This window comes from Gilvimarinus sp. 2_MG-2023, from assembly GCF_030547685.1.
Taxonomy (GTDB): domain Bacteria; phylum Pseudomonadota; class Gammaproteobacteria; order Pseudomonadales; family Cellvibrionaceae; genus Gilvimarinus.
This window is the reverse complement of sequence record NZ_JAUOQM010000043.1, coordinates 1-23,510: the sequence shown is the minus strand read 5'-3', so window position 1 is coordinate 23,510 and position 23,510 is coordinate 1. Positions and strand designations below refer to the sequence as shown.

The window sequence follows — 23,510 nt, the reverse complement described above, 5'->3', positions numbered from 1 at the left end:
TATTTTTTGCATACAGCACCTAGTGTTCGGCCGGAGCGCACAGCGCTCCTATTACTCCGCTGCCAAATACCCCCGATACCGGTTGCGAATATTGCGCACGTATTGCACGGGTTCGGCGCCGCGCACGTAGCCAAAGCGAGCGTTACGGTAGTATTCTTTTTTTGCCAATAACAGCATGGCGCGTTCGACATTGCCAAACCAGACATCCGGGTTCCAACCCTTTTGCCGCGCCAGGCGGCGGGCATCCTGCACGTGGCCAAAGCCCGCGTTGTAGGCGGCCAGCGCAAACCACAGGCGCTCTTCCAGCGGCAGATAATTTTCAAAACGATCGCGCGTCCAGTCCAAATACGCCACTCCCGCCTCTATGCCCGTGCGCTCATCAAAGGGCGTGCTAAACCCGAGCTCTTGCGCCGTGCGCGGCATAACTTGCAATAACCCACTGGCCCCCACATGGGAGCGGGCGTCGGGCAGAAAGCGGCTTTCTTGGTACATCTGCGCGATGATTAAACGCCAGTCAAAATGATAATCGGCCCCCAGCGGCTTCACAATATCGTCGTAGGGTGACAAGCTATCGGCAAACGTTAATCGCTCGCCTTGGTATTTGCCAATGCGCTGCTCGTTTTTAAAGTATTTGTTGTAGGTAACATTAAAAAACAAACCGCGGTAATGCTTATTTAGAAACGCGTTAAACGCGGCAAGCAATTCGGGGTTAGATTGTCGCACGGCCCAGGCGTGTTCTTTTTCTGCAAAGGTGAGGCCTGGCATTAAGTTGGTAGCAAAACGTTGCTCGATAGCCACCAAGTGACTATCGGCAATAGTGGCATCAAAGGTGCCGTCGGCCACGGCCATTAGAATTTCGGTGGTAGCGGCGTCTTGCGCGACCAACTCAAACTCAGCCCCCTCGGCCTTGAGTTGCTGCGCGCGCTGCCAATACGCCGTCTGCGGGTCAATGACCAAGGTGCGGCCCGCCAGCGCCTCTGTGCTGTCCAGCAGTGGTCGTTCGGCTCGGGTCACTAACTGCTCCGCCACTTTATTGTAATAGCGGGTAAACGCGACCCTGGCGGCTCTTTCGGGAGTGACTGTCATGGCGGCGGCAACCACATCGCCGCGGCCTTCATTCAGCCAGTCAATGGGGTCCACCCCCGGCGGCGCCACTTCCACCTCTAGGCGCAGGCCTTGCTCTTGAGCAAACTGTTTCAGCAGGTCGTACTCAAACCCCATCAACTCACCACGCCACATAAAATAGCTGGCCGGGTTGTTGCGGGTAATCATCCGCAGTACCTGACGTTCTTTTATGCCGGTTAAGTCGTCTTTGATGTACTGAATAGAAGAGGCGTAAATCGTGTGGCTGGTTAAATACTGATTAAGCTCAATCAACAGTTGCTTGGCATCGGGGCGTGCCGCCCAAGCCACCGGCCGGGTGGCCGACACAGCCACCCCCTGTTTAAAGTCCTCGCGGTACTGTTTTAGGGTTTGAGCCAAAGTATCATCCAGTACCGTGGCGTCATACTCGCCACTGATGACACTGTCGACCAGTACATCGGGATTACCCGATAATGTCTCAGCCACCAGCTCAAATTCAAGCTCGGGCCGCTGCGCTTGCAGCTGCTCTAAACTGACTTGGTAGGAAGACCCAGCGGGCACCAAGACTTTTTTACCCGCCAGCGCCTCAATACTCTCAATCGCTTGGCCCACCGGGCTGATCAGCGTCTCTGTGGCATTCGACAGAGGCAGCGAAAACGCAACGCGCGCCTCGCGCTCGGGAGTTTGAGTCATGTGGTTGACGATTAAATCGCCCTCACCAGCCAGCAAGGCAGGAATTAAGGCGTCCAGTGACTCTTTAACGACCCACACCGGCTCCAGTTTATGTTCCTGGGCAAATCGCTCGGCCAAGGCCCGAAACCCCTCTGAGGGCATACCCGAGCGAGGCAAACCCTGATACTCACGCCGCGGTACCAGCAGCCGTATTTTGCCGCGCTGCTGTAGCGCGGCATAATCGCCGGTCTCAGTGTAATTCTCTGAGCTGGCAGCCGCCTCAGACCCGGCAGCCCCACCCGACACCTGTGGCGACTCCTCCGGCGCTCCGCGGCCACAACCGGCCAACACGCAAACCAGTAGCAACCAACCGATTCCTACCCCCCAAACACGACACAACTCTAAAGACTTTTTCATACCACGAATATAACACGGTGCAAGAAATAGCCAATGGCAAAGCCTTCACGATTTAAATACAAATAACCCTTGACAATACCCCGCCCGATAGAGAAAATACGCGCCCTCAGATATGGCTAGGTAGCTCAGCTGGTTAGAGCACAGCACTCATAATGCTGGGGTCGGCGGTTCAAGTCCGCCTCTAGCTACCATATAAAAAAACAAAACCCCCGCAGGCCCTGCCTGCGGGGGTTTTGTTTTTTATATGGGGGTAAAATGGTGAGCCGCAGAACTGCCCCCCGGCTCACACATTGCGAACAAGCGATGGCCACTGCGCTTCGCGGGCCACACTGTGCCCGAAGGGTTGTAAACACCCTAGTGTTTTACAATTCACCCGCCCCTGACTTAATCCGTGTTCTCATCCTACATCTCCCAACCACTCACCCGCTTACGGTTGATTGAAGCCGAGTACACCGACAGAACGTCGACCCTAGCGATAATGGCGCAGCCTTGGCTGCCCTAAGCACCAAAGACAAGTAAATACCGAAATCACAGGAGCAGTTTTTAGCTTCATCCGTTACAGTTCACACGCTTTGCACTGTTGACTGAACCGCTATTATCACGATGTTGCGTTAACTCGATAAATACCATACATTGCAGAATAATTGGGACTGAGCCGCAGATTTACCAGACAGGGAGCTGTTACATATTGATCTCGTTTTTAGCACTTGCAAACCCTTCCTGTATAAATTTCAAACTGTAGCGGTCAATACTAGCTTGGCGTGAAGTTTGTGATATGACCAAGCAAGTTCACTATTATTTTTAGAGGCCATAGAATGTTAAAGAAATTTTTATCAGGTATCGTTTTTGGGGCAGGATTTTCAATTGCGGCTCTTGGTATTTATACCGCTTGGATGCTTTATGTATTCCCGCCGTTAGTTTACAAGAGCTTCACATCTGAGCCCGTTGTTACAGAAGGCTCCGCCCAGTTTCAACCTATCATTGACACACCCAATTTTCATGAATTATCAGTCGATGAGAAAATCGATCTGGCTACGGCGATTATTGTCGTGAAATTCGAAGACGGTGATAACGATCATTACAAAAGTGTGGTGGAGGATATTCTAAAAAAAGAAGAGGGAGTTGAGCTCTACTATAACCTAGGTGAAGTGTACGAAGAAAATACACATTATAAAATGTCTGACGAGTTTGTTCCTACAAGAGCTATTGTCTTTCTGCAAGGAAACCCTGCAACCATGCGATTTTCAACCACTTTCAATGGCGATAGAATTAGAGGATTAGGAGGTATTTCACTGGCCTTGCTAAAAGAGAAATGCAATAACAACTAAATAATTAATCTAGCCCCTTCTGCTCGCGTCACTGCGAGGGTAGTTACAGGTCATTCAAGTCACGACTGCCCCCTCCCTAAAACGATTGCTACATTCACAGCAATCGGCTTTATAACAACCTCGGTTATTTTGGCACCAAAATATACATTACACCTAAAACCCCCTCAGTCTCCCCAAAAATCTTTTGAATCAAATACTCCTTAAAAACAGCCATTCCATTAATTTTCGCTATTAAGCGGTCATTTTCCTATGCAATATTTAGAAAAATGCGCCACCAGGCTACCTTTGATAGTAATTTAATAATGTCTCGATATTTTTTGTATAACGGCATATTATTTATTAAATTGACAAACTGTTGAAGCCCACTAAAATTATTCTAGCTAGGCTAGTACTTAGCCCCACGGAATACTTCCAAATGGATTGGAGGAAATATGAAAAATTCTCACCTTCATTTTTTTGTCAGTTTAGCGATATTAACTTTCTCACCTCTGGCGCTGTCTGATACAGAAACAGGTAACTTTGACGTTACTATTACCATCACTGCCTCCTGTACAATTGATACGGCTAGCGATGGCAATATCAACTTCGGCACACAGGCTTCGACAGCGACTAATATTCAGATCAGTACTGCCTCAATAGATGTCAGCTGCACCCAAGGCACTCCCTATACAATCGCCTTAAACGATGGCACCAATTCCGATGGCACCTCCCGACGCATGAAAGGGCAAACTGTTGCAACTGACTATATTCCCTATGAACTCTACTCCGATGCGTACACCACACCGTGGGGCGATGGTGTCACATTAGGCTCGGTTAAAAGTGGGCTTACGGGCAACGGCGGCACTCAGAACCATGTAATTTATGCTCAGGTTCCCAGCGCCAACGCTTCGGCACAAGATTACCAGGATTCGGTAACAGCGACGATCACCTGGTAGAACTCAGAGCCTACAGCCATGAAGCAAACGTATAGTGTGGCGTTAAAACGAACGCTGCAGTGGATATGTCTTGGGTTGTTATTTCTCGCCAGTTCCGCAAGCCAGGCTAGCCTGCAAGTTTCGCCGACGCATTTGTTTATTGCTGCCGAACGCAATGCAGACGGTATTACTCTAGTGAATACGGGCCAAGAGCTTTTATACGCTCAGGTTCGCGTTTATCAGTGGCTACAACTGGACGGCAAAGATCAACTGCAACCCACACAGGAAATCATAGCCAGCCCGCCTGTGATAGAGCTTGGGCCCGGTGTAAACCAGCTCGTTCGGATTGTGCGCACAGGCTCCCCTCCCGACATGGCCGAACGCAGCTTTCGCATTATTATTGATGAACTTCCCGTCAGCTACGATAAAAACATTACATCTGCCAACCAGCCCACGGGAGGGTTAACCTTTCGGTTGCGCTACTCTATTCCTGTTTTTATCCAGCCGCCTCAAGCCGTCAATCTGCAGCCGGTGCTAAACAGCTCACTCATTAGCCACGAGGGCGAGCACTTTATCCGGTTAAGTAACGAAGGCAATAGCCATGCTCATATTGCCGACCTTACATGGATTCAAAGTGACGACCGGACCACAATCGCACCGGGGCTTGCAGGCTATGTACTTCCCGGAGAACAGCGGGAGTGGTTATTACCCAAAAATATAAATCCAAAAAACGGGGGCGACTTTTCCGCAAAAATAAATGGCGAGCTACGCGAACGCACTCTTGTCACTATTACGCCGACACCTTGACATAATGACTGTGTTATTGCTTGTACCGTTAGCAGCCATGTCGTACGGGAAGCAACCACATAAAGGCGATCTTAGCCAAAGACCGCCCCAAGCTATAACCGCAGCGATGAACCTCGACGATATCACCCTCTACCTTGAGGTTTTTGTTAATCAGGTTCGCTACCCCTCACTCGTCCCTATAACACTGAGAAAACAAGAGCTTTTTGCCAAAGCAAGAGAGTTGAAAAAATTAGGTATTGCAATGCAAACCGCGAGCGACAACGATAATATCGCATTAAGCTCTCTGAGCGGCATTGAGGTTAACTACCGTGTCAACACTCAACAGTTAATTCTGACCGCACCACTATCGTTAATGTCATTGCCAATGACCAAACTCTGGGCCAGTGATTCATTACAACCACCGCAAGCGGTATCGTCTCCGGGCAGCTTACTTAATTATGATCTGTACGCTAACCACACGGGCGACCATCAGTTTGTCTCAGCGGCGGCTGAGGTTCGCGCGTTTGGATTCGGCAAGGGTGTGTTTAGCCACACCAGCAGCAGCCACACTCAACGCAGTGGTAATGGCGACTGGAGTAGCGATTCAGTAGCACTGGATACCTTTGCCGAGTGGTCATTTCCGGGCAATGCCACCCGCTTAACCATTGGTGATTCGGTCAGTGGCGGGCTTAACTGGTCGCGCTCACTGCGCCTTAGCGGGATACAATACGGCCGCAACTTCAGGCTACAGCCCTATCGCACTGTTTCGCCGCTAGCGTCTTTTATCGGTAAAGCCACTCTGCCTTCAACAGTTGAACTCTACATTGATGGGGTGCGTCGCTATCAATCAAATGTTCCGCCCGGCCCTTTTGAGATCAATGCAGTCCCAAGTATCACCGGTGTGGGGCAGGCACAGGTCATTACCACCGATAGCTTGGGCCGCTCCACCACAATTAATATTCCGTTTTACAACACACAACAACTCTTAGAAAAGGGGCTGTCGGACTGGACGCTAGCCGCCGGGTTCGTACGCGAAGATTACGGTATTAAATCATTTTCGTACGGTAACAAATTAAGCGGTAAAGGAAACTTTCGCTACGGCATCAACAACCAACTTACTATTGAAAGCCAAGCGGAGCTGGACGACCGTCTTATCAATACGGGTATCGGCGCCGTTTGGCAGCCGGGCCTGGTCGGCGTGGTAAGCCTGGCGTACAGCCGTAGTCACGATCAAGGTGCATCCGGCTACCAAACAGCATGGCGCTACAGCTGGAATAACAGCCGTTTTAACTTCTCCGTTGCCAGCCAGCGTACTTTTGGTCAGTATCGCGATCTAGCCAGCCATTACAGCACATTGCCGGCAAAACGCAGTGAACAGCTTCTGGCCAGTGCACAGACTAAACAAATGGGGAATATAGGGGTCAATGCGATACGTTTTGACAATGCTGATCTCGATGAGCCCGCCGCGCGATATGCGGGCATTTACTGGAATAACAGAATCAGTAATGGTGTTTCTGTTAACTTATCTTACAACCAAAACCTAGACGACAGTAACGATCGAACTTTTCAGTTTGGATTCAGTATCGTCTTCGGCCAAGACCTCCAGCTTCACAGCTCCATCCAGCGTAACAATGACAGAAATCTTTATCAGGCAAGCTTGCAGCGCACATTGCCTAGTGATGGCGGATTCGGCTGGCGCCTACAGAGCAGCGAGAATGGGGCAACCTCTAACACCCTCGCCCGAGGCAGTTGGCAAGGAAATTATGGCCGCATCGACTCAGGTATAGCCCACGCGAATTCTGATCAAAGCGGTTTTGTTCAAGCCAGCGGAAGCTTGGTGTGGATGAACCAACAAGGCTTTGCATCGCGCCGAATAAACGACAGCTTCGCAGTGGTGTCCACCAGCGGCATTGCCAATATACCGGTTAAGTTGGAAAATCGCGTGATCGGCTATACTAACAAAAACGGTAATTTATTAGTCACCCGCTTAAATACTTGGCAACACAACAATTTATCCATTGACCCAATGGATCTACCTGCCGACAACAAAGTTACCGATATTTATCAAAGCGCTACGCCCAGCGATAGAGCTGGAACTTTAGTCGAATTTACAGTTGAAAAAGTTCGAGCCGCTATTGTCGTACTCACTGACCAAACAGATATACCACTGCCTGTGGCCAGCCGGGTTCTCACTGAGCAGAGCAACAACACGCCTATTTTCGTTGGATTTGACGGTCAAACTTATATAGAAAATTTACAAGATTATAATTATTTGCGTGTTATCACACCTGAAGGTACCTGCCATGTTGAATTTTCAATCCCTCCGGGCCAAATACCCAACCACTACCTAGGCCCTTACCAATGCAAAAAAGCGAAGTATTAGGCTGATGAAAATTTTTTACACTGCATGTATCTTCTCTTACCTGATCAGTCTAAACCCTGTGGCTGTTGCCGCAACATCTTGCTATGCCACAGCCAGCGATCTGGTGTTTGGTAACATCAGCATGGGGTCTGCCGCAAACTCCTCGGCAAGTGTTAGCATTGAATGCAACACCTTCGACCTGTCATTACTAGCCACAGCACGGGTGCGTATGTGCCTAAATTTAGGTGCAGGTTTAGCCAGTGGCAGCACCATTAACTTACGCTCCATGAACACACTGGCGTTGGTGCCATTGCAGTTTCAAATTTATCGTGATGCAGCCCTAACCCAAGTATTAGGTGATACACCTGTTGATGATATCGATATTGATCTGGAATATTCTGTACCCATTTTGGGTGGCTCAGGCACAAAAAATCTAAGTATATATGGCTATGTTCCCCCTCAATTAAATTTAGCGGCTGCCAGCTACCTCAGTGTCTTTTCCGGCGGGCATACGCGTTTAGATTACCGTTATGCAGAACGTTTATTAGGCACTCCAAGCTGGCCGGCAAGCTGCACATCGGGCGGCAATGGCGGCGGCAGCATTATCTTTCCTTTTAATGCCACGGCTACCGTTGCCGCCAGCTGCGTGATTGACATAGCAAATAATCTTAATTTTGGCTCTATCTCTGGCCTAATCAATAGCCATCACGATCACACCACGGACGTTAGCTTCACCTGCACTAAAAACACACCCTGGAGTCTCTCGCTCGATCACGGTTTGCATTACACCAGTGAACGACGTATGCGCAACAACGCAACCGGGCAGTTTGTTAGCTATCAACTCTACCGCGATAGTGGGCGCACTTTACCTTGGGGCGACACCCCTGGTATTGATACAGTCAACGGTTCGGGAAGCGGCAGCAGTCAAACACAGACTGTTTACGGACGCGTCCCCGCCCCACAGTCAGTAGCGAGTGGCAACTACAGTGATACGATTACGGTAACTATAACTTATTAATGTAACTGACCTTCGTTAATTAATTTCCTTAGTTTATATAAATTCACCACAAATAAAATTTTCACCATAATCAGGTGTGAACATTTCGTGACTTATAGCCACCTAAGTTCATATAGCCCTAAGCTTATCGAACACTACGATTAGCAGAAAAGACCACTGCAAGACTGATAACCGACTCAAAACGCTGAATTTACCACCACCAAAACGACTCTGTTCATTTTTTCATCGCCTTTCTACGAGTGATCTACCATTAACTACAAAGCCCCTTTCGACCATTATAGTTGTAATCGGCGACTCAATGATTTTAGTAAATACGCCTCTATACTTAACCCAAACAACTCCGTAAAAACGTTATCGTTAACAATTATTAAGCTAACCAAAGCAGATAATGATTAACGACACCTCGGTTACAACTTTTAACAATTTAGTCCTACGGCCAATATAAAGTGCATGCTATACCATGCACCTGCCGATTCTGATGTTTGATACACAGTCAATAGAATAAGGGATAAGGGAATGCCGTACAGTAAACTGATTGGCAAAGGCCACTCAGTGGGCGGGCTATCGAAAGATTTTATTCGAGTTCAGTTAGCCAAAGCTCATTTCTTTCAGTTTGTTTGCCAACTTTTAGGGGATGAGCTTTCGTACGACGAAGCTCTTACTTACTTTTTACCAGACTCTGCTACACTGGAAAGGAATGAACGCGATAATGAGCCTATGTGTTCGAATAGATTGCAAGTCTATGGCTATGCATTGCGTTTGTTTAACGGCGTAGCCGCCGGTCAGTGGGCCTCGGTAAGCGCTGCGATTGATAATTACAATTTACCCCTCACACTGAAAAAAACCAAAAATGCCTACAAAGCCGCGCATAAAGCAACCCGGCTCGACGATCAACGGCTACCCGAAAACGTGGAGTAATAGCTTCTCTCGAACTTTGCTGGCTTCTGATGACAATGCCCTGTATAAAAGCATTATCCACTCATAAGCCATCAAGGACGCTTTATGAAACACTGTATATTCGCTCTGACCCTAGTATTTTCCTGCCTATTACTCAGTGGCTGTGGTGACCCCACGCTGGATGCCACCAACCAGGCCTCCATTGAGGAGTCTGTCAATGCCATGATGGAGGAGATGGACGAACAAGAGCAGCAAAAATTTCAACAAGCCCTGGCCAGCATCGCGCTGGAAGCCACTACCGCTAATATCCAAAAAGCCATGTCTGGCGCCACCATCGACGCCGAACAAATGCAAAATGATTTTTACGCCAGCCTGGACGGCAAAACCGCCCAGGAAGTGATCGATTACGCAGCCCAGCAAAACGACTAAGCTGGCACGAAATTAATCATTTTTAAAACATCGTGACGGGTAAGCGGCGAAAGCTGCACCCGTCACGGTCACAGGCCTCGGCAAACAGATACATGGCTTGCGGAACCTCAACAAAAATATCGTAGATATCCACCGCCGGTTGATCGGCACACCCCAATGTGAAATCGGCACTGTACTGACAGATGGCGCCACCGGTAAAGCCGCAATATTGACCCGGACCGCAGGACTCTGAGTATACAGTGAGGCTATCGTTAATATTGGCTGTGGGGCCAACACTGAGGTAAAAGTCGTATTGGCTGCCCCGCTCTACCCCCCAATAGATTTCAAAAACACCATCGTAATAATAGGGGTCAATTTCAAGCGGTGTATGGCTCGATACCTCACTATCCACCCCGAAGGAATCAACTAACACGAAAGAGTCCAGTGTTTGTAATGGTGGTGGCGCAGTTATGCTCGCGCTGCGGTGTGACTCATTACAGCCTACGAGCCCCGCCAGTGCTATACATAAAATAAAGCCTTTAGTTGCGTTCATATTCGACTCCTGTTCCAACTAACTCCTAGACTATCACCATTTGGCTGAATTCAAACTGAACCGATTTCAGCCGATTAACGTACTTGACTGTGAATTGGACATTTGAGTTTTGCAAGAGAACCAAGTATTTTGTCGCTTCAATAAGGATTAATCATCTTCCTATGGGAAAAGCCCCCAGCGCCACAACGACTGCTTGCCAAGAGTGCGACTTGCTGATTCAGCGCCCCGCTCCCACCAAGTCCAACGAAGCTCGCTGCCCACGCTGTGGTCATCGCGATAGCGCGAGCCGTTATTATTCAGCCCAGTCCAGTATTGCGGTGTCGTTAACGGCACTTATCATCGCTATTCCGGCGCACCTCTATCCGCAAATTGCTTTTACTTTGCTGGGCCGACCCGCCAGCTATACCTTATTTGAAGGTGCATTAACTCTGTTTAATTCAGGTTTTTGGTGGGTAGGATGCATGATTTTGCTCTGCACTGTCATAGCGCCCCTACTGGTTTTAATGTGTATATTTTTGATTTCCCTGAGCTGGATCTTGCGCCGTGTTAACGAGACAACCGCGCGTTTACTCAAACTATTACACTACACCACTAATTGGGCTATGCTCGATGTGTATTTGCTGTCCATGATCGTATCTCTGGTTAAGCTGCAAGATATGGGTAAGTTTGAGCTCTCCACTGGCTTTTTTTGTTTGATTGCCCTGCTCGTTCTTACCACCGCTGCGACCTTGCTATTTAACAGCGAGGCGTGCTGGGATGCCGTAGAGAGGCAGCGCAATGCTCGCCATTAATGCTCAATTAGCCCACTGCCGTGTTTGCGGTAAACTTGCTTCGCGACCGAGCGAAGGCGCTTACGCCTGCCCGCGCTGCCATACCCCGCTACACTTTAGAACGCCACGCGCCATCTCGCGCAGCTGGGCGTTTACGATTTCCGCGGCCATTGGATTTGTGCCCGCTAACCTCTACCCCATTATGAATGTGCAAAGCATCGATAAGAGCTTTACCAGCACAATTATGTCGGGTGTGATCGATTTGGCCCAAAACGACATGTTGCCCATCGCCATTGTGGTTTTTGTGGCCAGTATTGCCGTACCTTTATTTAAACTTCTGGGTATTGCAGTGCTGCTGATTATCGTGCAACGTGGCAAACCCATTAAGCGTCAGCAAGCCATGCGCATGTACCGTTTTATCGACTTTATTGGCCGCTGGTCCATGCTGGATTTATTTGTGATATCCATACTGGCCTCTCTGGTCAGTTTTGGCCAACTGGCGAGCATAGAAGCGAATATTGGTGCCACAGCGTTTGCCGCTGTGGTAATACTGACACTGTTTGCAGCCGAGAGCTTTGACCCTCGCCTAATATGGGATCTACAGGATCTAGAGCATGAACGAACCGACCTTTGACAAGGCGATACCCGCCGCCGAAACTACCCAGCGCCGGGGCATTTCCGCCGTCTGGCTGCTGCCGTTACTGGCCGTTTTACTGGGGGGCTGGCTAGCTTACAAGCACCTGAATGAGGTAGGTGTCAGTATCGTTGTGACTTTCGCCACCGGCGAAGGAGTGGTAGCGGGAACCACTGAGGTGCGTTACAAAGGCATTAAAGTCGGCACCGTTAACGAACTGGTCGTTCAGCCGGATTTACAAAGCGTTGCCGCCCACATCACTCTCAGTCGACAGGCCGAATCTGCCTTGAAACAAGACACTCAATTTTGGCTGGTAAAACCCGAGCTATCTTTGGCCGGGGTACAAGGCCTGGATACGTTAGTTTCAGGTAATTACATTGCGATACGCCCAGGCAGCAGCCAAAAAACCAAACACGTGTTTAAAGCACTGGACCAGCCGCCACCGCCCAAACCTGCCCGTGGCGATTTAGAAATTCAATTGCTCGCCTCTGACGTGGGCTCGCTACACTCGGGCTCACCTATTCACTACCGCAAGCTTCGCGTGGGAGAAATCGTCGACTACCAACTAAGTGACAACCGCAACAAAGTCATCTTTAAAGCCCATATCGATGCGGAATATGTCGATTTAGTGAACGAAAATAGCCGCTTTTGGAACAGCAGTGGCGTTACTGTATCCGGTGATTTAAACAGCATAGAACTCAAAACAGACTCATTAGCGTCCATCATTCTGGGAGGATTATCTTTCGATACACCACCTGGCACTGCCCCCGGTCAGCCTGCGCAAAACGACGATGCGTTTACTATCTACCCCAGTTACGCCGAAGCCAATACCGGCATTGAAATTGAAATTGAATTTAAAACCGCCGAGGGAATAAAAGCCAACCATACCGAAATTCGCTACAAAGGGCTGACCGCAGGCAAACTGATCAAGCTCGATATGAAACCCGACTACTCGGCGATAACAGCGACGGCGAGTATTAACCCGCTGGCCCCTATACTGCTCAATGACAGCACGCAATTCTGGCTAGCCACTCCCGAGATCTCCCTGTCGCAAATCTCGGGACTTTCAACCCTGCTGACCGGCTCGCATATCGAAATGGATTTTTCTGGCAGTACAGATTCTGACAAACGCGCTTTTGTCGCCTTAAAAGAAGCACCCGCTCCCAAGCGCGACGAAGACGGCCTCTACCTCACGCTCACCGCCAAAAAGCTCGATGGCTTAACCCGCAACAGTAAAATTTATTATCGCGGCATCGCCATTGGTAAAGTGGTGGATTACACCCTCGAAAAGCAACAAGACAACATCGCCATTGATGTATTAATACATCCCAAACACCAAGCCTTGATTACTTTTGATGCGCGGTTTTATCAAAGCAGCGGTTTAGATGTCTCGGCCAGTTTGCAAGGCGTGGAACTTAACGTTGACTCCCTTGCCAGTATTGTCAGCGGCGGCATTAACCTCTATTTACCCAACAGGGCGACTCAGGCCGACCCAGTAAAAGCCAATACCCGGTTTACATTGTTAGGCTCGCGTAAAGAGGCTTTAGACCGAGGCCCGACAATTGATATTCACTTTGCCAATGGCGACGGTTTAAAAGCCGGGGCCGCTCTTAAATACCTAGGGGTAGAAGTCGGAAAAATTGAAGACGTACAGCTCAACCATCCGGAAGAAGGCGTTACCGCCCAGGTCAGTGTAAACCCCGAAGCGCGCGAGCTCATTGTGCAAGACAGCCAATTCTGGCGAGTAAAACCTAACATCAGTCTAGAAAAAATCGCCAACTTGGGTACGTTAATTTTTGGCGAGTACATTGCCTTTGAACCCGGCAACAGCACAGAGCTTGGCTATTCATTTACCGGGATGAATGCTCCGCCGGAGGATTACTTAAGTAATAGCGGGCTCACCCTCACCTTAAAAGCCCCGTCTCTGGCCTCCATCAAAAAGGGCCGCTCGGTGTTTTATCGGGAAATACCTATCGGCCAGGTCACCGGCTTTGAATTGGACACACACGCTCGACACGTCAATATTTATGTTCATATTGACCCCTACTACGCCCCACTGGTGAAATCCAACAGTGTGTTCTGGAACGCGACCGGTATTGCTTTTGATTTTGGTTGGCTCTCGGGAGCTAAGTTGCGCACCGGCTCCGCCCAAAGCTTACTGGCTGGCGGTATCGCTCTCGCCACCCCCGACCTGCCCGGCGAAACTGTCAGTGACGGTGCGACATTTACCCTGCACGATGCTCCCTTGGATAGCTGGCAACAATGGCAACCAGAGATACCGCTGCGCAAGACTACTATGCATGCGAATCAATAAAACACTGATTGCCATCTGGTTATTGGATTACGAAACTGCCGGCGCCCACTGCACTGGCAGCATCGCCACTTTATAACCTAACCCGAACATTCAGCAACGAGCCCAGCACCTAAGCGCTTGCATCTCAGCTAAAACGCCTCGATTAAATATACGCTAATCTTGATGGCTGGAGATCGCACGATCGTAGATTTAAAAAACTACTGCCCCGGCGGCAATTATTAGCTGTTCTTACGCCGCCGCTTGCGCCGCTCGGCCTTAATTTGCGCCTGGCGCTCAGCTTTTTGTTCGGCCAGTAGTTTAGCCTCGGCTACTTCTTTTTCCACTACATCGGGCAGCTCTAGGCTGATACGGCCCAATGTGCCAGAGCGAAAATCGTTGACAAAAATTGGGGCAACCTTGTTTAAATCGGCTCGCCCTCCGGCCCTTAGACAACCGCGGCGGGCAGCGATTAGCTCTAACACTTCCACATCGGTTTCGGGCAACTGCTCGATTTGATAGCGCTCTTTTAATCGTTCTGGATAGTGGGCCAGCAAATGCTCAGCACCGAATAGAGCGACATCCAGGTAATCAAGCGCAGTATCTTTAATCGCCCCGGTAAAGGCTAAGCGGTAACTGCAATTTTTAACTTCTTGTTTGGGCCAGAGAATGCCGGGGGTGTCGAGCAAAACGAAGTCGTCTTCGATATGAATGGTTTGCTGACGTTTGGTAACGGCGGGTTCATTACCGGTTTTGGCCACGGCCCTACCCGCTAAAGTGTTGATTAGAGTCGATTTACCCACATTAGGAATACCGACAATCATCGCTTTAAGCTTTTTTAGGCCACGGGTTTTTTCCGGTGTGAGCTTGCGACACAATTCAGGCAAAGTGTGAATTCTGGCAGGCTCTTGGGTGCTAACCGCTAGGGTTTTAGTCTGTCTTTGGGCGTCCAGATAGGATTGCCAGAGCGCAATATTATCTGGATCGGCCAAATCGGATTTGGTCAGTACTTTCACCACGGGTTTTTCCCCGCGAATACTGGCAATTAAAGGATTTTCACTGCTAAAAGGAATGCGTGCATCGAGCACCTCAATCACCAAATCAACCGATGGCAAAACCTCGCGCATTTCTTTTTGCGCTTTGTGCATATGCCCGGGATACCACTGCAAGGTCATGCGCTACTCCACAACAACAATGGTATTGCCGTTAAACGCCACTTCCCGCCCCGGGGTCAATTTACAGCGCTTGCGGGTTTCTATGGCGCCGTCCACGCTCACCATACCGGCGTCAATGACTTGCTTGGCGACGGCGCCGCTTTCTACCCAGCCTTCAACCTTTAAAAGATTGTTAAGGGTAATAAACTCGGTGCCGTCCAGGGAAAATTCTTCTGTCATGGTGACTCTTCTGTAGGCGACTGAAAAAAGTCGCGTTTAAATTGTGCCAATACTCGCGGCCATAAATCGCGCCAGGAGTCCCAGGTGTGACCACCTGGGGTGGTAAACACTTGGTCTTCCGGCAATAGGTCCGCGAATGTGCGATTGGCCTGATAAAATTCGTCTTGCTCTGCCAGCCCTAGATACCAGTGCTGTCGTTGTTCGGGTGGCAATTGCTCCAGCCACGGCCAGATATTTTTATCCTCCGACACAAGCTGGGGTGACAACTGCGGGTTTAACCGGTGCGCGTAGTATTCAGGCTCCCCCAAATAAGGGGTTAGCAGCATAGCACTAGCCACGGGCAAACCCTCTGTGGGTTGATCAAGGTTGTACTGCCAGTATAACAGACTGCCAAATCCCCCCAGTGATATTCCGGCTAAATGCACCCGCTGATAGCCCGCTTCCCGGGCCGGCAGCAAAACGTCTTGCTGCAATCGCGGTAGAAAGTTGCGCGCCCGGTAGTAGGCAAAATGGGCATCGACCATTACCGCATCGACCGGAATCTGGGCTTGGGCCAACTGCTCAAGTACGCCCGCTTGCTCAAAGCTGTCGATTCTATTGCCCATACCGGGCAGTAAAATCAGCAGGTCCGAACTGCGTACTAGGGGCAGTTCCTCACTTGCCTGATAGCCGTTATGGTGAGGGTAATAAAGTACATCCATAGGTGCATCAGCGGATTGTAAATGGTAACAACCCGATAAAAATGCACACAACGCTATTAAAGTCCCGCCCAACCGGGCCAATCGCTTATCCATAAATCACCTTTGCCCGCCGCATTTGTTTAGCCGCCAACCAAAGCCCCAACAAGGTGACTGGCAGCGCACTTAGGATAAAAGCCACAAAAGCTATGGGCGTTACCCCCTGCCCTAATAATAGCTCACGCAATACCGTTTGGTGGCCCAACATCGGCACCCACAGGTGCCAGGGCTGATAAATACCCGGGTTGGTAATAACCAGAAAAAACGGCACCATCGGCAATACGATTAATATGCTCATGTAAGTTTGCGCGTCTTTAAACGAGCGCGAAAAAATACCCAGCAACAGCTGCAGTGAGGCGGCAATTGCAGCAATAGGGATTAAAGACACAAAAATTCCCAACATTGCCCCCGCACTCACCGAAACGCGCAAACCCATTTTATCGAAGGGTAAAAAATATAAGGCAATACTCATTAGCAGCAAACACAGGAGCACTACCGCCAATGTTAATGCCACAGCCGCCAGCCATTTACCCAGCATTAAGGTCAGTGATGGCACAGGATTAATTAGCAGTGGCTCCAGTGATTGACGCTCGCGCTCACCGGCGGTCATATCCGCGGAAAAACCCACGCTGCCCATCATGGCGCACATTAGCAATAACAAGGGCACGCCCCCCAAAATTAATCCGCCCATTTGTTGCTCGCTGGCGACATTGGCTTCACGCACACGAATTGGGTTAATCAGTTTGGGACTAAGGCCCCGCGCCAGTATATTAATACCCGCCTCCATACTGTTGTATTGATACAACAATTGGCGCACCTGCCCTACCGGGCCATGCACACGCTGGTTGGAGGCGTTGTAAACCAAGGTGGCCGAGCGTGGCTCTTTACTGCCCGGCGTTGCCACCTCGCGCTCCAGCACCAATACGTAGTCCACCTCGCCTTGTTCGACCGCTGCGTATGGATCGTCCGGCGACGGCTTTAAGTGGATGTTTTTTTCTGTCAGCCAGGCGGTTAGTGCTGCATCCTGACCGGCAACGTGCAGTTGTGTGTCTTGCTCTTCATTGTTTTGAAAGTGAATGGCAAGCCCTATACCCAGAGCAAAAAACACCACCATGTAGATCGGCGGTAAAAAGGCGACTTTCATGGCGCGTTTATCGCGCAGGGCATCGCGCAACTCTTTATTCCAAACCGCGTTCAGCTGTTTAAAAAACATGCTCTGACTCCCCTTGCGATAGGGTCACAAAAGCATCTTCTAAGCTGCTACAACCCGCAGCTTGTAAAACATCTTCTATGCGGCCACCGGCAACTAGCTGACCGCCGGCAATGATCAACACCCGATCACATAAATTTTCCACTTCATACATTAAGTGACTGGAGAAAAGCACCGAGCGACCTTCGCTCTTTAATTGTCGCAGCAACGCCCTAACCGCTCGGGTGGTGATAACGTCCAGGCCGTTGGTGGGTTCATCCAACAACACATGCTGCGGGTGATGAATAATGGCGCGAGCCAGCGCCGTTTTCATACGCTCCCCCAATGAAAAGCCATCGCTGTACCGATCGGCAATATTTTCCATGCGCAGTATCTCGATAAGCCGATCAGACGATTGGCGGATGTCGTTTTCACTCATGCCTTGTAAGCGGGCAAAGTAGGCTATGTTTTCACGCGCTGTTAAGCGTTTGTATAAACCTGCCCCGTCCGGCAGCACGCCGAGTTTTTGCCGAACTTTTTCGGCCTCCATAGTCGCATCGACCCCATCCACCCGGATATGGCCACTGCTAGGTGCAATCAAACCATAAATCATACGCATTAATGTGGTTTTACCCGCACCGTTCAGCCCCAACAGACCCACAATTTCGCCGTCGCCAATAGTCATACTGACATTGTTTAACGCCTGAACCCGACCAAAGGATTTACTCACTTGTTCAATTTCAATCACGGCGTCTCTCCTGCTTCTTGCGCTTTTTCAGCACTCAAATAAGGCGCAAACGGCTGAATGTTCTCGGCGCAGGCTTGCTCTTTTTCGGTCAGTGTCAGGTTGCGAATAAACTGTGTCACCAATTGGCTGCCACAACCCTGTGAGGTCACCCCGTGATGACCACCCGGAGCGATAATATGAGTGGATTGGCTCAGCTGATCTGCTACTGACTGTCCCCAGGCCGGTGGCGTTACCGGGTCGCGCTGACCGGATAATATTAACGCTGGCACATCGGCCTCGAACGACTGATAGTAATCAGCCGGCAATTGACCTTTGGGCCAAAACTCGCATACTTGCAGCATTAATTCGGATAAATCTACTTGCAAAAAAGCCTTGGGCTCGGACGGATGCGGGTATTGAGCGTCTTCAGTGCAGATCACACTAAAATGCATTCCCATCGCCAATTGTGAGAAGTCGCCGCTGGATAACAGCTGGCTAACCACCTTTGCCAGCAACCGGAAATCGTTCTCGGCAGCACTGGCCAGTAAATGCGGTAGTACCTTGCTCGCCAGTCGGTCGTAGAGAGCCATGCGAATTAAGGCGGCGAATTTATCCGCATCCAGCACCACCGTTTGCGACAACCCGGTTAACGGGTGGGCGATATCAACGGTCACAGGGGCCACCGACAACTGGCGGGCAATAGCCTCGGCGTTATGAACCGGGTTGCCGTAGCGAGAAAAGCACGCTTCGCTGTCCATGCATTGCCCTGCTACAGCCTGCAAGGCCTGCCCGGCACTTTCCCCCATGGTAAACGGCAAAGCGATGGCAACCGGCGCAGCCCCATCCAGTACCACCGAGCGCACAACTTGCCGGTGGCGTCTGGCGTACTCCAGAGCCACTCGCGTCCCATAGGAGCCGCCCCACAGGTTGATACGATCGTAACCCAATGCCTGGCGCACGGCTTCTAAATCGGCTACCGCATAAGGGGTTGTCACATAAGGGGCAAGAGTCTGGTGAGTTTGCGCACACTGGCGCAAGTCATCCAGCAATTGTGCCTGTCGGTCTTGGTGCAGTACAGTTAGTGGGTCTTGCGAATAATCGTCGCAATGCATGGGAGCACTGTCACCTGTGCCCCGCTGATCGACAAAAATAATATCCCGTTTTTTGCGCAGGTTAAAAAACGCTTGGGATAAACTGTCGGAGACATAAGTTGCCGACTGACCGGGGCCCCCGGCAATCACAAATACCGGGTCGGCGTCTTTCACGGCGCTGATGGCGGGCCAGCGTTTGAGATAGACCTCAATCTCGCCCAATGCCGGGTTGCCGGCATCTACCGGCACTGTGAGTGAACCACACTGCGCGCCATTGACCGCCGGCGGCGGAGCGTCCAAATCGCGCTCACACTGAGTAAGTAAAGCATCGGCATCGGGACTTTGTGGCTGATTTTCCCAACAGGCGCTGCACATCGCAGCCATCAATAACCAAGCCAATCGGTGATAAAACCGTTTTGTTCTAAGCAATTCACATCTCCTTGCTAAAGGCTGTGGACCATCGCGATTACTGTCAATAACGCTAAGAGTACCGATTGGGCTTGAGGCTTAAGGGTAGTGCTCAATCAAATGGCACCGGAATCTTGTAGCAATTGATACACCGCCTCGGCAATAATTTGATACCCCGCGCCATTGGGGTGAACACGATCGGAACGCAGCTCACTGTCGCCCAACACATCGGCCACGACACTTGCCTGCAAAGGCAGCGAGTTGGTATCGGCTAGCTGCTGGTACACCGGCTCGGCGCGCAATAACAGTGAGCGCTTGGGCACCGCCACCAGCACCACAGGGGTATGACTGTCGCGCGCGATGTCAATCATCGCCTGCAGGTTATTGAGCATGGTGGCTTTGTCCAGGCTGCGCAAAATATCGTTACCGCCGTGACACAATACAATTAAGTCGGGCTGCGCTTGCTGCAAAACCTCCGGGAGCCGAGCTAAACCTTCCGCCGACACCTCACCCGGCACACCGGCATTAATCACTTCAAAGCCAGTTAAACGAGCCAAATGTGCCGGATAACTTTGCTCTGGTGGCGCGCCAGTGCCGCGGGTTAAGCTGTCACCAAAAGCCAAAATCGTGGCGCCCTGCGGCAATGGCGCCAACGGTGGGCTGTCGCTGCAGGCGACCAAAAGAAAACATAAACACAGTACAGCCGAGCGCAATATTGACAGCGACATTATGCGGGCACCGTTCGGTCTTGCGCCCAGCGGCGCAGACTGGCGATTTGCTCGGCCATAACCACCGACAATGGGCTGGTGGCCGTGCACTGCTGTAATAAAAGCTCAGTAGTGAGGCGGTGAGCACCATTTTGCGCCTGATACACCGCGCCTACCACGGCCTGTTCAATTTCCGCACCGTTAAACCCTTGACTGGCCGCGCTGAGCGCTGCCAAGTCGTACTGCTCTGGCGACAAATCGCGTTTCTTCAGGTGAATTTCGAAAATTTCCCGGCGCACTTCTTCGTTGGGTAAATCGACAAAAAAGATTTCGTCCAGCCGGCCTTTACGAATTAACTCGGGGGGAAGCTTACTAATATCGTTACTGGTGGCGACGATAAATACTCGGCTGGGGCGCTCGGCCATCCAGGTCAGCAAAGTGCCCAGCAAACGCTGCGAGGTGCCGTTGTCGGACCCGCCGCCTTGGCTCATGGCCTTTTCTATTTCATCCAGCCACAACACACAGGGCGACATGGCATCGGCCAGCTGAAGGGCCTCGCGCAGATTGCGCTCGGTTTCGCCAATGTATTTATTGTACAGAGCGCCCATGTCCAATTTGAGCAATGCTAAGCCCCACATACCCGCAACGGCTTTGGCGGCCAGCGACTTACCACCGCCCTGCACACCCAACAGCAAAATGCCTTTAGGGCGATCGAGAGTACTGGCATGGTCGACAAAAGCTTCGCGACGCTGGCTCAACCATTGCTTCATATTATGCAGCCCGCCGACATTGGCAAAATTGTCCACTTCGCTTTCAAAACTGACAATACCTTCCAAATCCATTAACTGGAATTTACTGCGATTAACACGTGGTAAATCCTCGGCCGACAGTGCGCCGTCATCCCAAATGGCGGAGCGAACTAAACGGCGCACATCACTGCTTGACAACCCTTGCAGGGTAGCCACCGTTTTTTGTAGGGTGACATTGTCGGTTTTAATGCGGGTATCGCCGTGCTTTTGTGACCAGGCCTTGGCCTCTTCTCGAATAATATCCAAAATACGCTCATCGGTAGGCAATGGCATAGAAAAACCGGTCGCGTAACGTGTTAGCTCTTTGGGTAGGCTCAAGCGGTGGCTAATAAATATTAACGTATTGGGTACCGTTAAATGATTTAGAGCAATGTCTTTAATTAAGCGAACAACCTCGGGCTGCTCTTGCAAATAAGGGTGAAAATCACACAACAAATAGATACTGGGTTCGTTACTCGCCTTTATATGGCGCAATAGCTCGACAGGCTCATTGAATTTGGTTTCTTTTGCCACCAATTGTGGGCCGAAAGTTAAGGTGGATAGGCCATCGGTAATGCTCCAGCGGGCTAGCTTAGCAAAACGCTGCCTGGCAACCCCCAAGAGCATATCCTCCGCCTTTTTTTCTTCGAAGGTTTCCATCACCACCAACGGGATGCTGGCGTCCATAATTTGATTGATATTTTGCGTATCTTGCACGGTGGGCTTCCTGTGTTGTATGGGACAATCCTGCCAGTGTTACACTCTGCACGCAACCGATCTTGGTTTTGGTCAGCGGGCAATATACAATGGAGTCTCACCAGACCTAAAGGGAAAAATGTGATAACCAATATCACCAGAAGTCTGCTGCTTTTACTTTGTGCACTCCCCGCCTTGGCTCAGGAAAGCCTGCCGGCGCCAGGGAGCGTGATTCGCTTTACTTGCCCATTGCCACCCAACATTCCCGAGTACAGCCAACTCGTCAATTACTATCGCGAAGCTTTTACCCATATGGGCTATGAATTTGAGATGATTCATCGCCCCACTCGACGCTCTTTGGCTGAAACAATGAGCGGAGCCAGTCACGGTGACTGCGCACGAATAGTAGAGGCGCTAAAGCCTACAGAGCTCACATTAGTGACACCGATTGAGGTAACCATTGGTCACTCTCGCATGGCGATTTGGAGCTTATCGAAAAAAAACCTGACAGTGGATCAACTCAGTCAACCGGAACACTCGGTATGCTATGTTGAGGGGAGTTACTCATCGCGCCACTGGGTCGAAAAAATTAAAACGCGCTACCCGAACCATCACCCCAAGTTCACTCAAGTGCCCGACTACGCAACCGCCCTTCGCATGCTTTTACATAAACGCATCACCCATTGCCTTGGTGTTGAAATGCTCTATAACGCAGTCATTCAAAAAAGTGACTTAGGTTCAAAAATTTTCCATAACGGCAACCTTGGTGACCTCGACGCAAAGCCCATTCTAAGCAATCGCTACCGCGCTCTGCTGCCTGATTTCACAAAAAGTCTGCAAGAGGTCATCGATAAGCACGGTGTAATAAACCCGCAATAGTGACGCTTTCTATCTCGTGTCTGGCGGGCCATGTATAATAGCAACAGACTTCTGGAGGCCCCATGCACTCGTCCAACTTCTCTCTACTCGATCAACTCGTTATCAAAGCCGATAATGCACTTAAAGCAATGGCCGGCGGGCGTACTGAGCACCGGCGCCCCTCACCGGCCGACATTCAACCCGAAAACGACCTAAGTCAGCAGGAGAAGCGCCGCAGCGCTGGACTTATGCGCGTAAACCACACCGGAGAAGTTTGCGCACAGGGGCTTTATGAAGGGCAAGCACTAACCGCAAAACTACCCGAAGTGCGAGACCAAATGCGCGAGGCTGCCAGCGAAGAGGAAGACCACTTACACTGGTGTCAAAAAAGACTGGGCGAGCTAGAAAGCCGTACCAGCTATCTCAACCCTCTTTGGTATAGCGCATCTTTTGCTATAGGGGCTACCGCCGGCTTAATCAGCGACCGCATAAGCCTAGGCTTTGTCGCCGCCACTGAGGATCAAGTGTGCAAGCACCTAGAGGCACATCTGTCGCAACTGCCCGACACCGACAGCAAATCACGCATTATTGTCGAGCAAATGCTAGAGGACGAAGCCCGCCACGCCCATTTAGCGATAGAGGCCGGCGGCGTACGCTTTCCGGCCCCCGTTAAAGCCGCCATGACTCTAACCTCTAAAGCCATGACCGTGGCGAGTTATTACCTATAGCTGGACGCTGGACGCTGGACGCTGGACGCTGGACGCTGGACGCTGGACGCTGGAC

The 23,510-nt window shown here is 50.5% G+C and carries 22 protein-coding genes and 1 tRNA gene; 13 read left to right on the top strand and 10 right to left on the bottom strand.

What is annotated here, in order from left to right; genetic code table 11:
• Positions 1-51 precede the first annotated feature (51 nt).
• A complete protein-coding gene (locus Q4526_RS09470) occupies positions 52-2,172 on the bottom strand; it encodes a transporter substrate-binding domain-containing protein (protein ID WP_215976824.1) in 2,121 nt (706 codons plus the stop codon).
• Positions 2,173-2,286: 114 nt separating this feature from the next.
• On the opposite strand from Q4526_RS09470, the gene Q4526_RS09465 reads away from it, so the two are divergent.
• The 8 genes from Q4526_RS09465 to Q4526_RS09430 all read left to right on the top strand — a co-directional run bounded on the left by Q4526_RS09465 (position 2,287) and on the right by Q4526_RS09430 (position 9,906).
• A tRNA-Met gene (locus tag Q4526_RS09465) sits at positions 2,287-2,363 on the top strand.
• Between the two features lie 624 nt (positions 2,364-2,987).
• On the top strand, positions 2,988-3,500 hold the full coding sequence (locus Q4526_RS09460) for a hypothetical protein (RefSeq protein ID WP_215976823.1): 513 nt from the start codon (positions 2,988-2,990) through the stop codon (positions 3,498-3,500).
• Between the two features lie 431 nt (positions 3,501-3,931).
• Complete coding sequence (locus Q4526_RS09455) at positions 3,932-4,435, top strand: spore coat U domain-containing protein (protein ID WP_215976822.1); 504 nt, start codon at positions 3,932-3,934, stop codon at positions 4,433-4,435.
• Between the two features lie 18 nt (positions 4,436-4,453).
• Positions 4,454-5,221, top strand: a complete 768-nt coding sequence (locus tag Q4526_RS09450) for a molecular chaperone (protein WP_215976821.1) — start codon at positions 4,454-4,456, stop codon at positions 5,219-5,221.
• A gap of 37 nt (positions 5,222-5,258) precedes the next feature.
• Positions 5,259-7,583, top strand: coding sequence for a fimbria/pilus outer membrane usher protein (locus Q4526_RS09445; protein WP_303609603.1), 2,325 nt, complete (start codon positions 5,259-5,261; stop codon positions 7,581-7,583).
• 4 nt (positions 7,584-7,587) lie between these two features.
• Positions 7,588-8,580: a spore coat U domain-containing protein gene (locus tag Q4526_RS09440; RefSeq protein ID WP_215976819.1), complete on the top strand. Its 993-nt coding sequence runs from the start codon at positions 7,588-7,590 to the stop codon at positions 8,578-8,580.
• Between the two features lie 516 nt (positions 8,581-9,096).
• Entirely contained in the window at positions 9,097-9,498 is a 402-nt protein-coding gene (locus Q4526_RS09435) for a hypothetical protein (protein WP_215976818.1), read from the top strand.
• 84 nt (positions 9,499-9,582) lie between these two features.
• Complete coding sequence (locus Q4526_RS09430; protein ID WP_215976817.1) at positions 9,583-9,906, top strand: DUF6694 family lipoprotein; 324 nt, start codon at positions 9,583-9,585, stop codon at positions 9,904-9,906.
• 22 nt (positions 9,907-9,928) lie between these two features.
• Here the strand turns inward: Q4526_RS09430 and Q4526_RS09425 are convergent, their stop codons facing one another.
• Positions 9,929-10,438, bottom strand: a complete 510-nt coding sequence (locus tag Q4526_RS09425) for a hypothetical protein (RefSeq protein WP_215976816.1) — start codon at positions 10,436-10,438, stop codon at positions 9,929-9,931.
• Between the two features lie 161 nt (positions 10,439-10,599).
• Here Q4526_RS09425 and Q4526_RS09420 point away from each other — a divergent pair, with 161 nt between their 5' ends.
• From Q4526_RS09420 to Q4526_RS09410, 3 genes are read left to right on the top strand one after another with little or no spacing between them, the layout of a single operon-like run.
• The gene (locus tag Q4526_RS09420) at positions 10,600-11,229 is read left to right on the top strand and encodes a paraquat-inducible protein A (protein WP_215976815.1); all 630 of its coding nucleotides are present in this window, start codon (positions 10,600-10,602) and stop codon (positions 11,227-11,229) included.
• Complete coding sequence (locus tag Q4526_RS09415; protein WP_215976814.1) at positions 11,216-11,842, top strand: paraquat-inducible protein A; 627 nt, start codon at positions 11,216-11,218, stop codon at positions 11,840-11,842. Before Q4526_RS09420 ends, Q4526_RS09415 begins: the two co-directional genes overlap by 14 nt.
• The gene (locus tag Q4526_RS09410) at positions 11,823-14,156 is read left to right on the top strand and encodes an intermembrane transport protein PqiB (RefSeq protein WP_215976813.1); all 2,334 of its coding nucleotides are present in this window, start codon (positions 11,823-11,825) and stop codon (positions 14,154-14,156) included. The genes Q4526_RS09415 and Q4526_RS09410 overlap by 20 nt, the downstream gene beginning before the upstream one ends.
• A 218-nt stretch (positions 14,157-14,374) precedes the next feature.
• On the opposite strand, the gene ylqF is transcribed toward Q4526_RS09410, so the two are convergent.
• The 8 genes from ylqF to Q4526_RS09370 form a co-directional block, all read right to left on the bottom strand.
• Complete coding sequence (gene ylqF / locus Q4526_RS09405) at positions 14,375-15,307, bottom strand: ribosome biogenesis GTPase YlqF (RefSeq protein ID WP_215976812.1); 933 nt, start codon at positions 15,305-15,307, stop codon at positions 14,375-14,377.
• A 3-nt stretch (positions 15,308-15,310) separates the two neighbouring features.
• Entirely contained in the window at positions 15,311-15,526 is a 216-nt protein-coding gene (locus Q4526_RS09400; protein WP_215976811.1) for an RNA-binding S4 domain-containing protein, read from the bottom strand.
• Entirely contained in the window at positions 15,523-16,320 is a 798-nt protein-coding gene (locus tag Q4526_RS09395; protein ID WP_215976810.1) for a hypothetical protein, read from the bottom strand. Before Q4526_RS09395 ends, Q4526_RS09400 begins: the two co-directional genes overlap by 4 nt.
• The gene (locus Q4526_RS09390; RefSeq protein WP_215976809.1) at positions 16,313-17,476 is read right to left on the bottom strand and encodes an ABC transporter permease; all 1,164 of its coding nucleotides are present in this window, start codon (positions 17,474-17,476) and stop codon (positions 16,313-16,315) included. Before Q4526_RS09390 ends, Q4526_RS09395 begins: the two co-directional genes overlap by 8 nt.
• The gene (locus Q4526_RS09385) at positions 17,466-18,200 is read right to left on the bottom strand and encodes an ATP-binding cassette domain-containing protein (RefSeq protein WP_215976808.1); all 735 of its coding nucleotides are present in this window, start codon (positions 18,198-18,200) and stop codon (positions 17,466-17,468) included. The genes Q4526_RS09390 and Q4526_RS09385 overlap by 11 nt, the downstream gene beginning before the upstream one ends.
• Positions 18,197-19,699, bottom strand: coding sequence for an alpha/beta hydrolase (locus Q4526_RS09380; protein ID WP_215976807.1), 1,503 nt, complete (start codon positions 19,697-19,699; stop codon positions 18,197-18,199). The genes Q4526_RS09385 and Q4526_RS09380 overlap by 4 nt, the downstream gene beginning before the upstream one ends.
• A gap of 95 nt (positions 19,700-19,794) precedes the next feature.
• Positions 19,795-20,406, bottom strand: coding sequence for an arylesterase (locus Q4526_RS09375; protein WP_215976806.1), 612 nt, complete (start codon positions 20,404-20,406; stop codon positions 19,795-19,797).
• A complete protein-coding gene (locus Q4526_RS09370; protein ID WP_215976825.1) occupies positions 20,406-21,860 on the bottom strand; it encodes an AAA family ATPase in 1,455 nt (484 codons plus the stop codon). The genes Q4526_RS09375 and Q4526_RS09370 overlap by 1 nt, the downstream gene beginning before the upstream one ends.
• 150 nt (positions 21,861-22,010) lie before the next feature.
• Between Q4526_RS09370 and Q4526_RS09365 the strand changes: the two genes are divergently transcribed.
• Positions 22,011-22,748 carry a hypothetical protein gene (locus Q4526_RS09365; protein WP_215976805.1) on the top strand — a complete coding sequence of 246 codons (738 nt, stop codon included), beginning with the start codon at positions 22,011-22,013 and terminating at the stop codon, positions 22,746-22,748.
• 62 nt (positions 22,749-22,810) lie between these two features.
• The gene (gene coq7 / locus Q4526_RS09360; RefSeq protein ID WP_215976804.1) at positions 22,811-23,455 is read left to right on the top strand and encodes a 2-polyprenyl-3-methyl-6-methoxy-1,4-benzoquinone monooxygenase; all 645 of its coding nucleotides are present in this window, start codon (positions 22,811-22,813) and stop codon (positions 23,453-23,455) included.
• Positions 23,456-23,510 lie beyond the last annotated feature (55 nt).

What these genes read in the sequence shown, in the direction of transcription:
- Q4526_RS09470 (WP_215976824.1), bottom strand. Translation starts at nt 2,172, where the DNA reads ATGAAAAAGTCTTTAGAGTTGTGTCGTGTTTGGGGGGTAGGAATCGGT.
- Q4526_RS09460 (WP_215976823.1), top strand. Translation starts at nt 2,988, where the DNA reads ATGTTAAAGAAATTTTTATCAGGTATCGTTTTTGGGGCAGGATTTTCA.
- Q4526_RS09455 (WP_215976822.1), top strand. Translation starts at nt 3,932, where the DNA reads ATGAAAAATTCTCACCTTCATTTTTTTGTCAGTTTAGCGATATTAACT.
- Q4526_RS09450 (WP_215976821.1), top strand. Translation starts at nt 4,454, where the DNA reads ATGAAGCAAACGTATAGTGTGGCGTTAAAACGAACGCTGCAGTGGATA.
- Q4526_RS09445 (WP_303609603.1), top strand. Translation starts at nt 5,259, where the DNA reads ATGTCGTACGGGAAGCAACCACATAAAGGCGATCTTAGCCAAAGACCG.
- Q4526_RS09440 (WP_215976819.1), top strand. Translation starts at nt 7,588, where the DNA reads ATGAAAATTTTTTACACTGCATGTATCTTCTCTTACCTGATCAGTCTA.
- Q4526_RS09435 (WP_215976818.1), top strand. Translation starts at nt 9,097, where the DNA reads ATGCCGTACAGTAAACTGATTGGCAAAGGCCACTCAGTGGGCGGGCTA.
- Q4526_RS09430 (WP_215976817.1), top strand. Translation starts at nt 9,583, where the DNA reads ATGAAACACTGTATATTCGCTCTGACCCTAGTATTTTCCTGCCTATTA.
- Q4526_RS09425 (WP_215976816.1), bottom strand. Translation starts at nt 10,438, where the DNA reads ATGAACGCAACTAAAGGCTTTATTTTATGTATAGCACTGGCGGGGCTC.
- Q4526_RS09420 (WP_215976815.1), top strand. Translation starts at nt 10,600, where the DNA reads ATGGGAAAAGCCCCCAGCGCCACAACGACTGCTTGCCAAGAGTGCGAC.
- Q4526_RS09415 (WP_215976814.1), top strand. Translation starts at nt 11,216, where the DNA reads ATGCTCGCCATTAATGCTCAATTAGCCCACTGCCGTGTTTGCGGTAAA.
- Q4526_RS09410 (WP_215976813.1), top strand. Translation starts at nt 11,823, where the DNA reads ATGAACGAACCGACCTTTGACAAGGCGATACCCGCCGCCGAAACTACC.
- ylqF (WP_215976812.1), bottom strand. Translation starts at nt 15,307, where the DNA reads ATGACCTTGCAGTGGTATCCCGGGCATATGCACAAAGCGCAAAAAGAA.
- Q4526_RS09400 (WP_215976811.1), bottom strand. Translation starts at nt 15,526, where the DNA reads ATGACAGAAGAATTTTCCCTGGACGGCACCGAGTTTATTACCCTTAAC.
- Q4526_RS09395 (WP_215976810.1), bottom strand. Translation starts at nt 16,320, where the DNA reads ATGGATAAGCGATTGGCCCGGTTGGGCGGGACTTTAATAGCGTTGTGT.
- Q4526_RS09390 (WP_215976809.1), bottom strand. Translation starts at nt 17,476, where the DNA reads ATGTTTTTTAAACAGCTGAACGCGGTTTGGAATAAAGAGTTGCGCGAT.
- Q4526_RS09375 (WP_215976806.1), bottom strand. Translation starts at nt 20,406, where the DNA reads ATGTCGCTGTCAATATTGCGCTCGGCTGTACTGTGTTTATGTTTTCTT.
- Q4526_RS09370 (WP_215976825.1), bottom strand. Translation starts at nt 21,860, where the DNA reads ATGGACGCCAGCATCCCGTTGGTGGTGATGGAAACCTTCGAAGAAAAA.
- coq7 (WP_215976804.1), top strand. Translation starts at nt 22,811, where the DNA reads ATGCACTCGTCCAACTTCTCTCTACTCGATCAACTCGTTATCAAAGCC.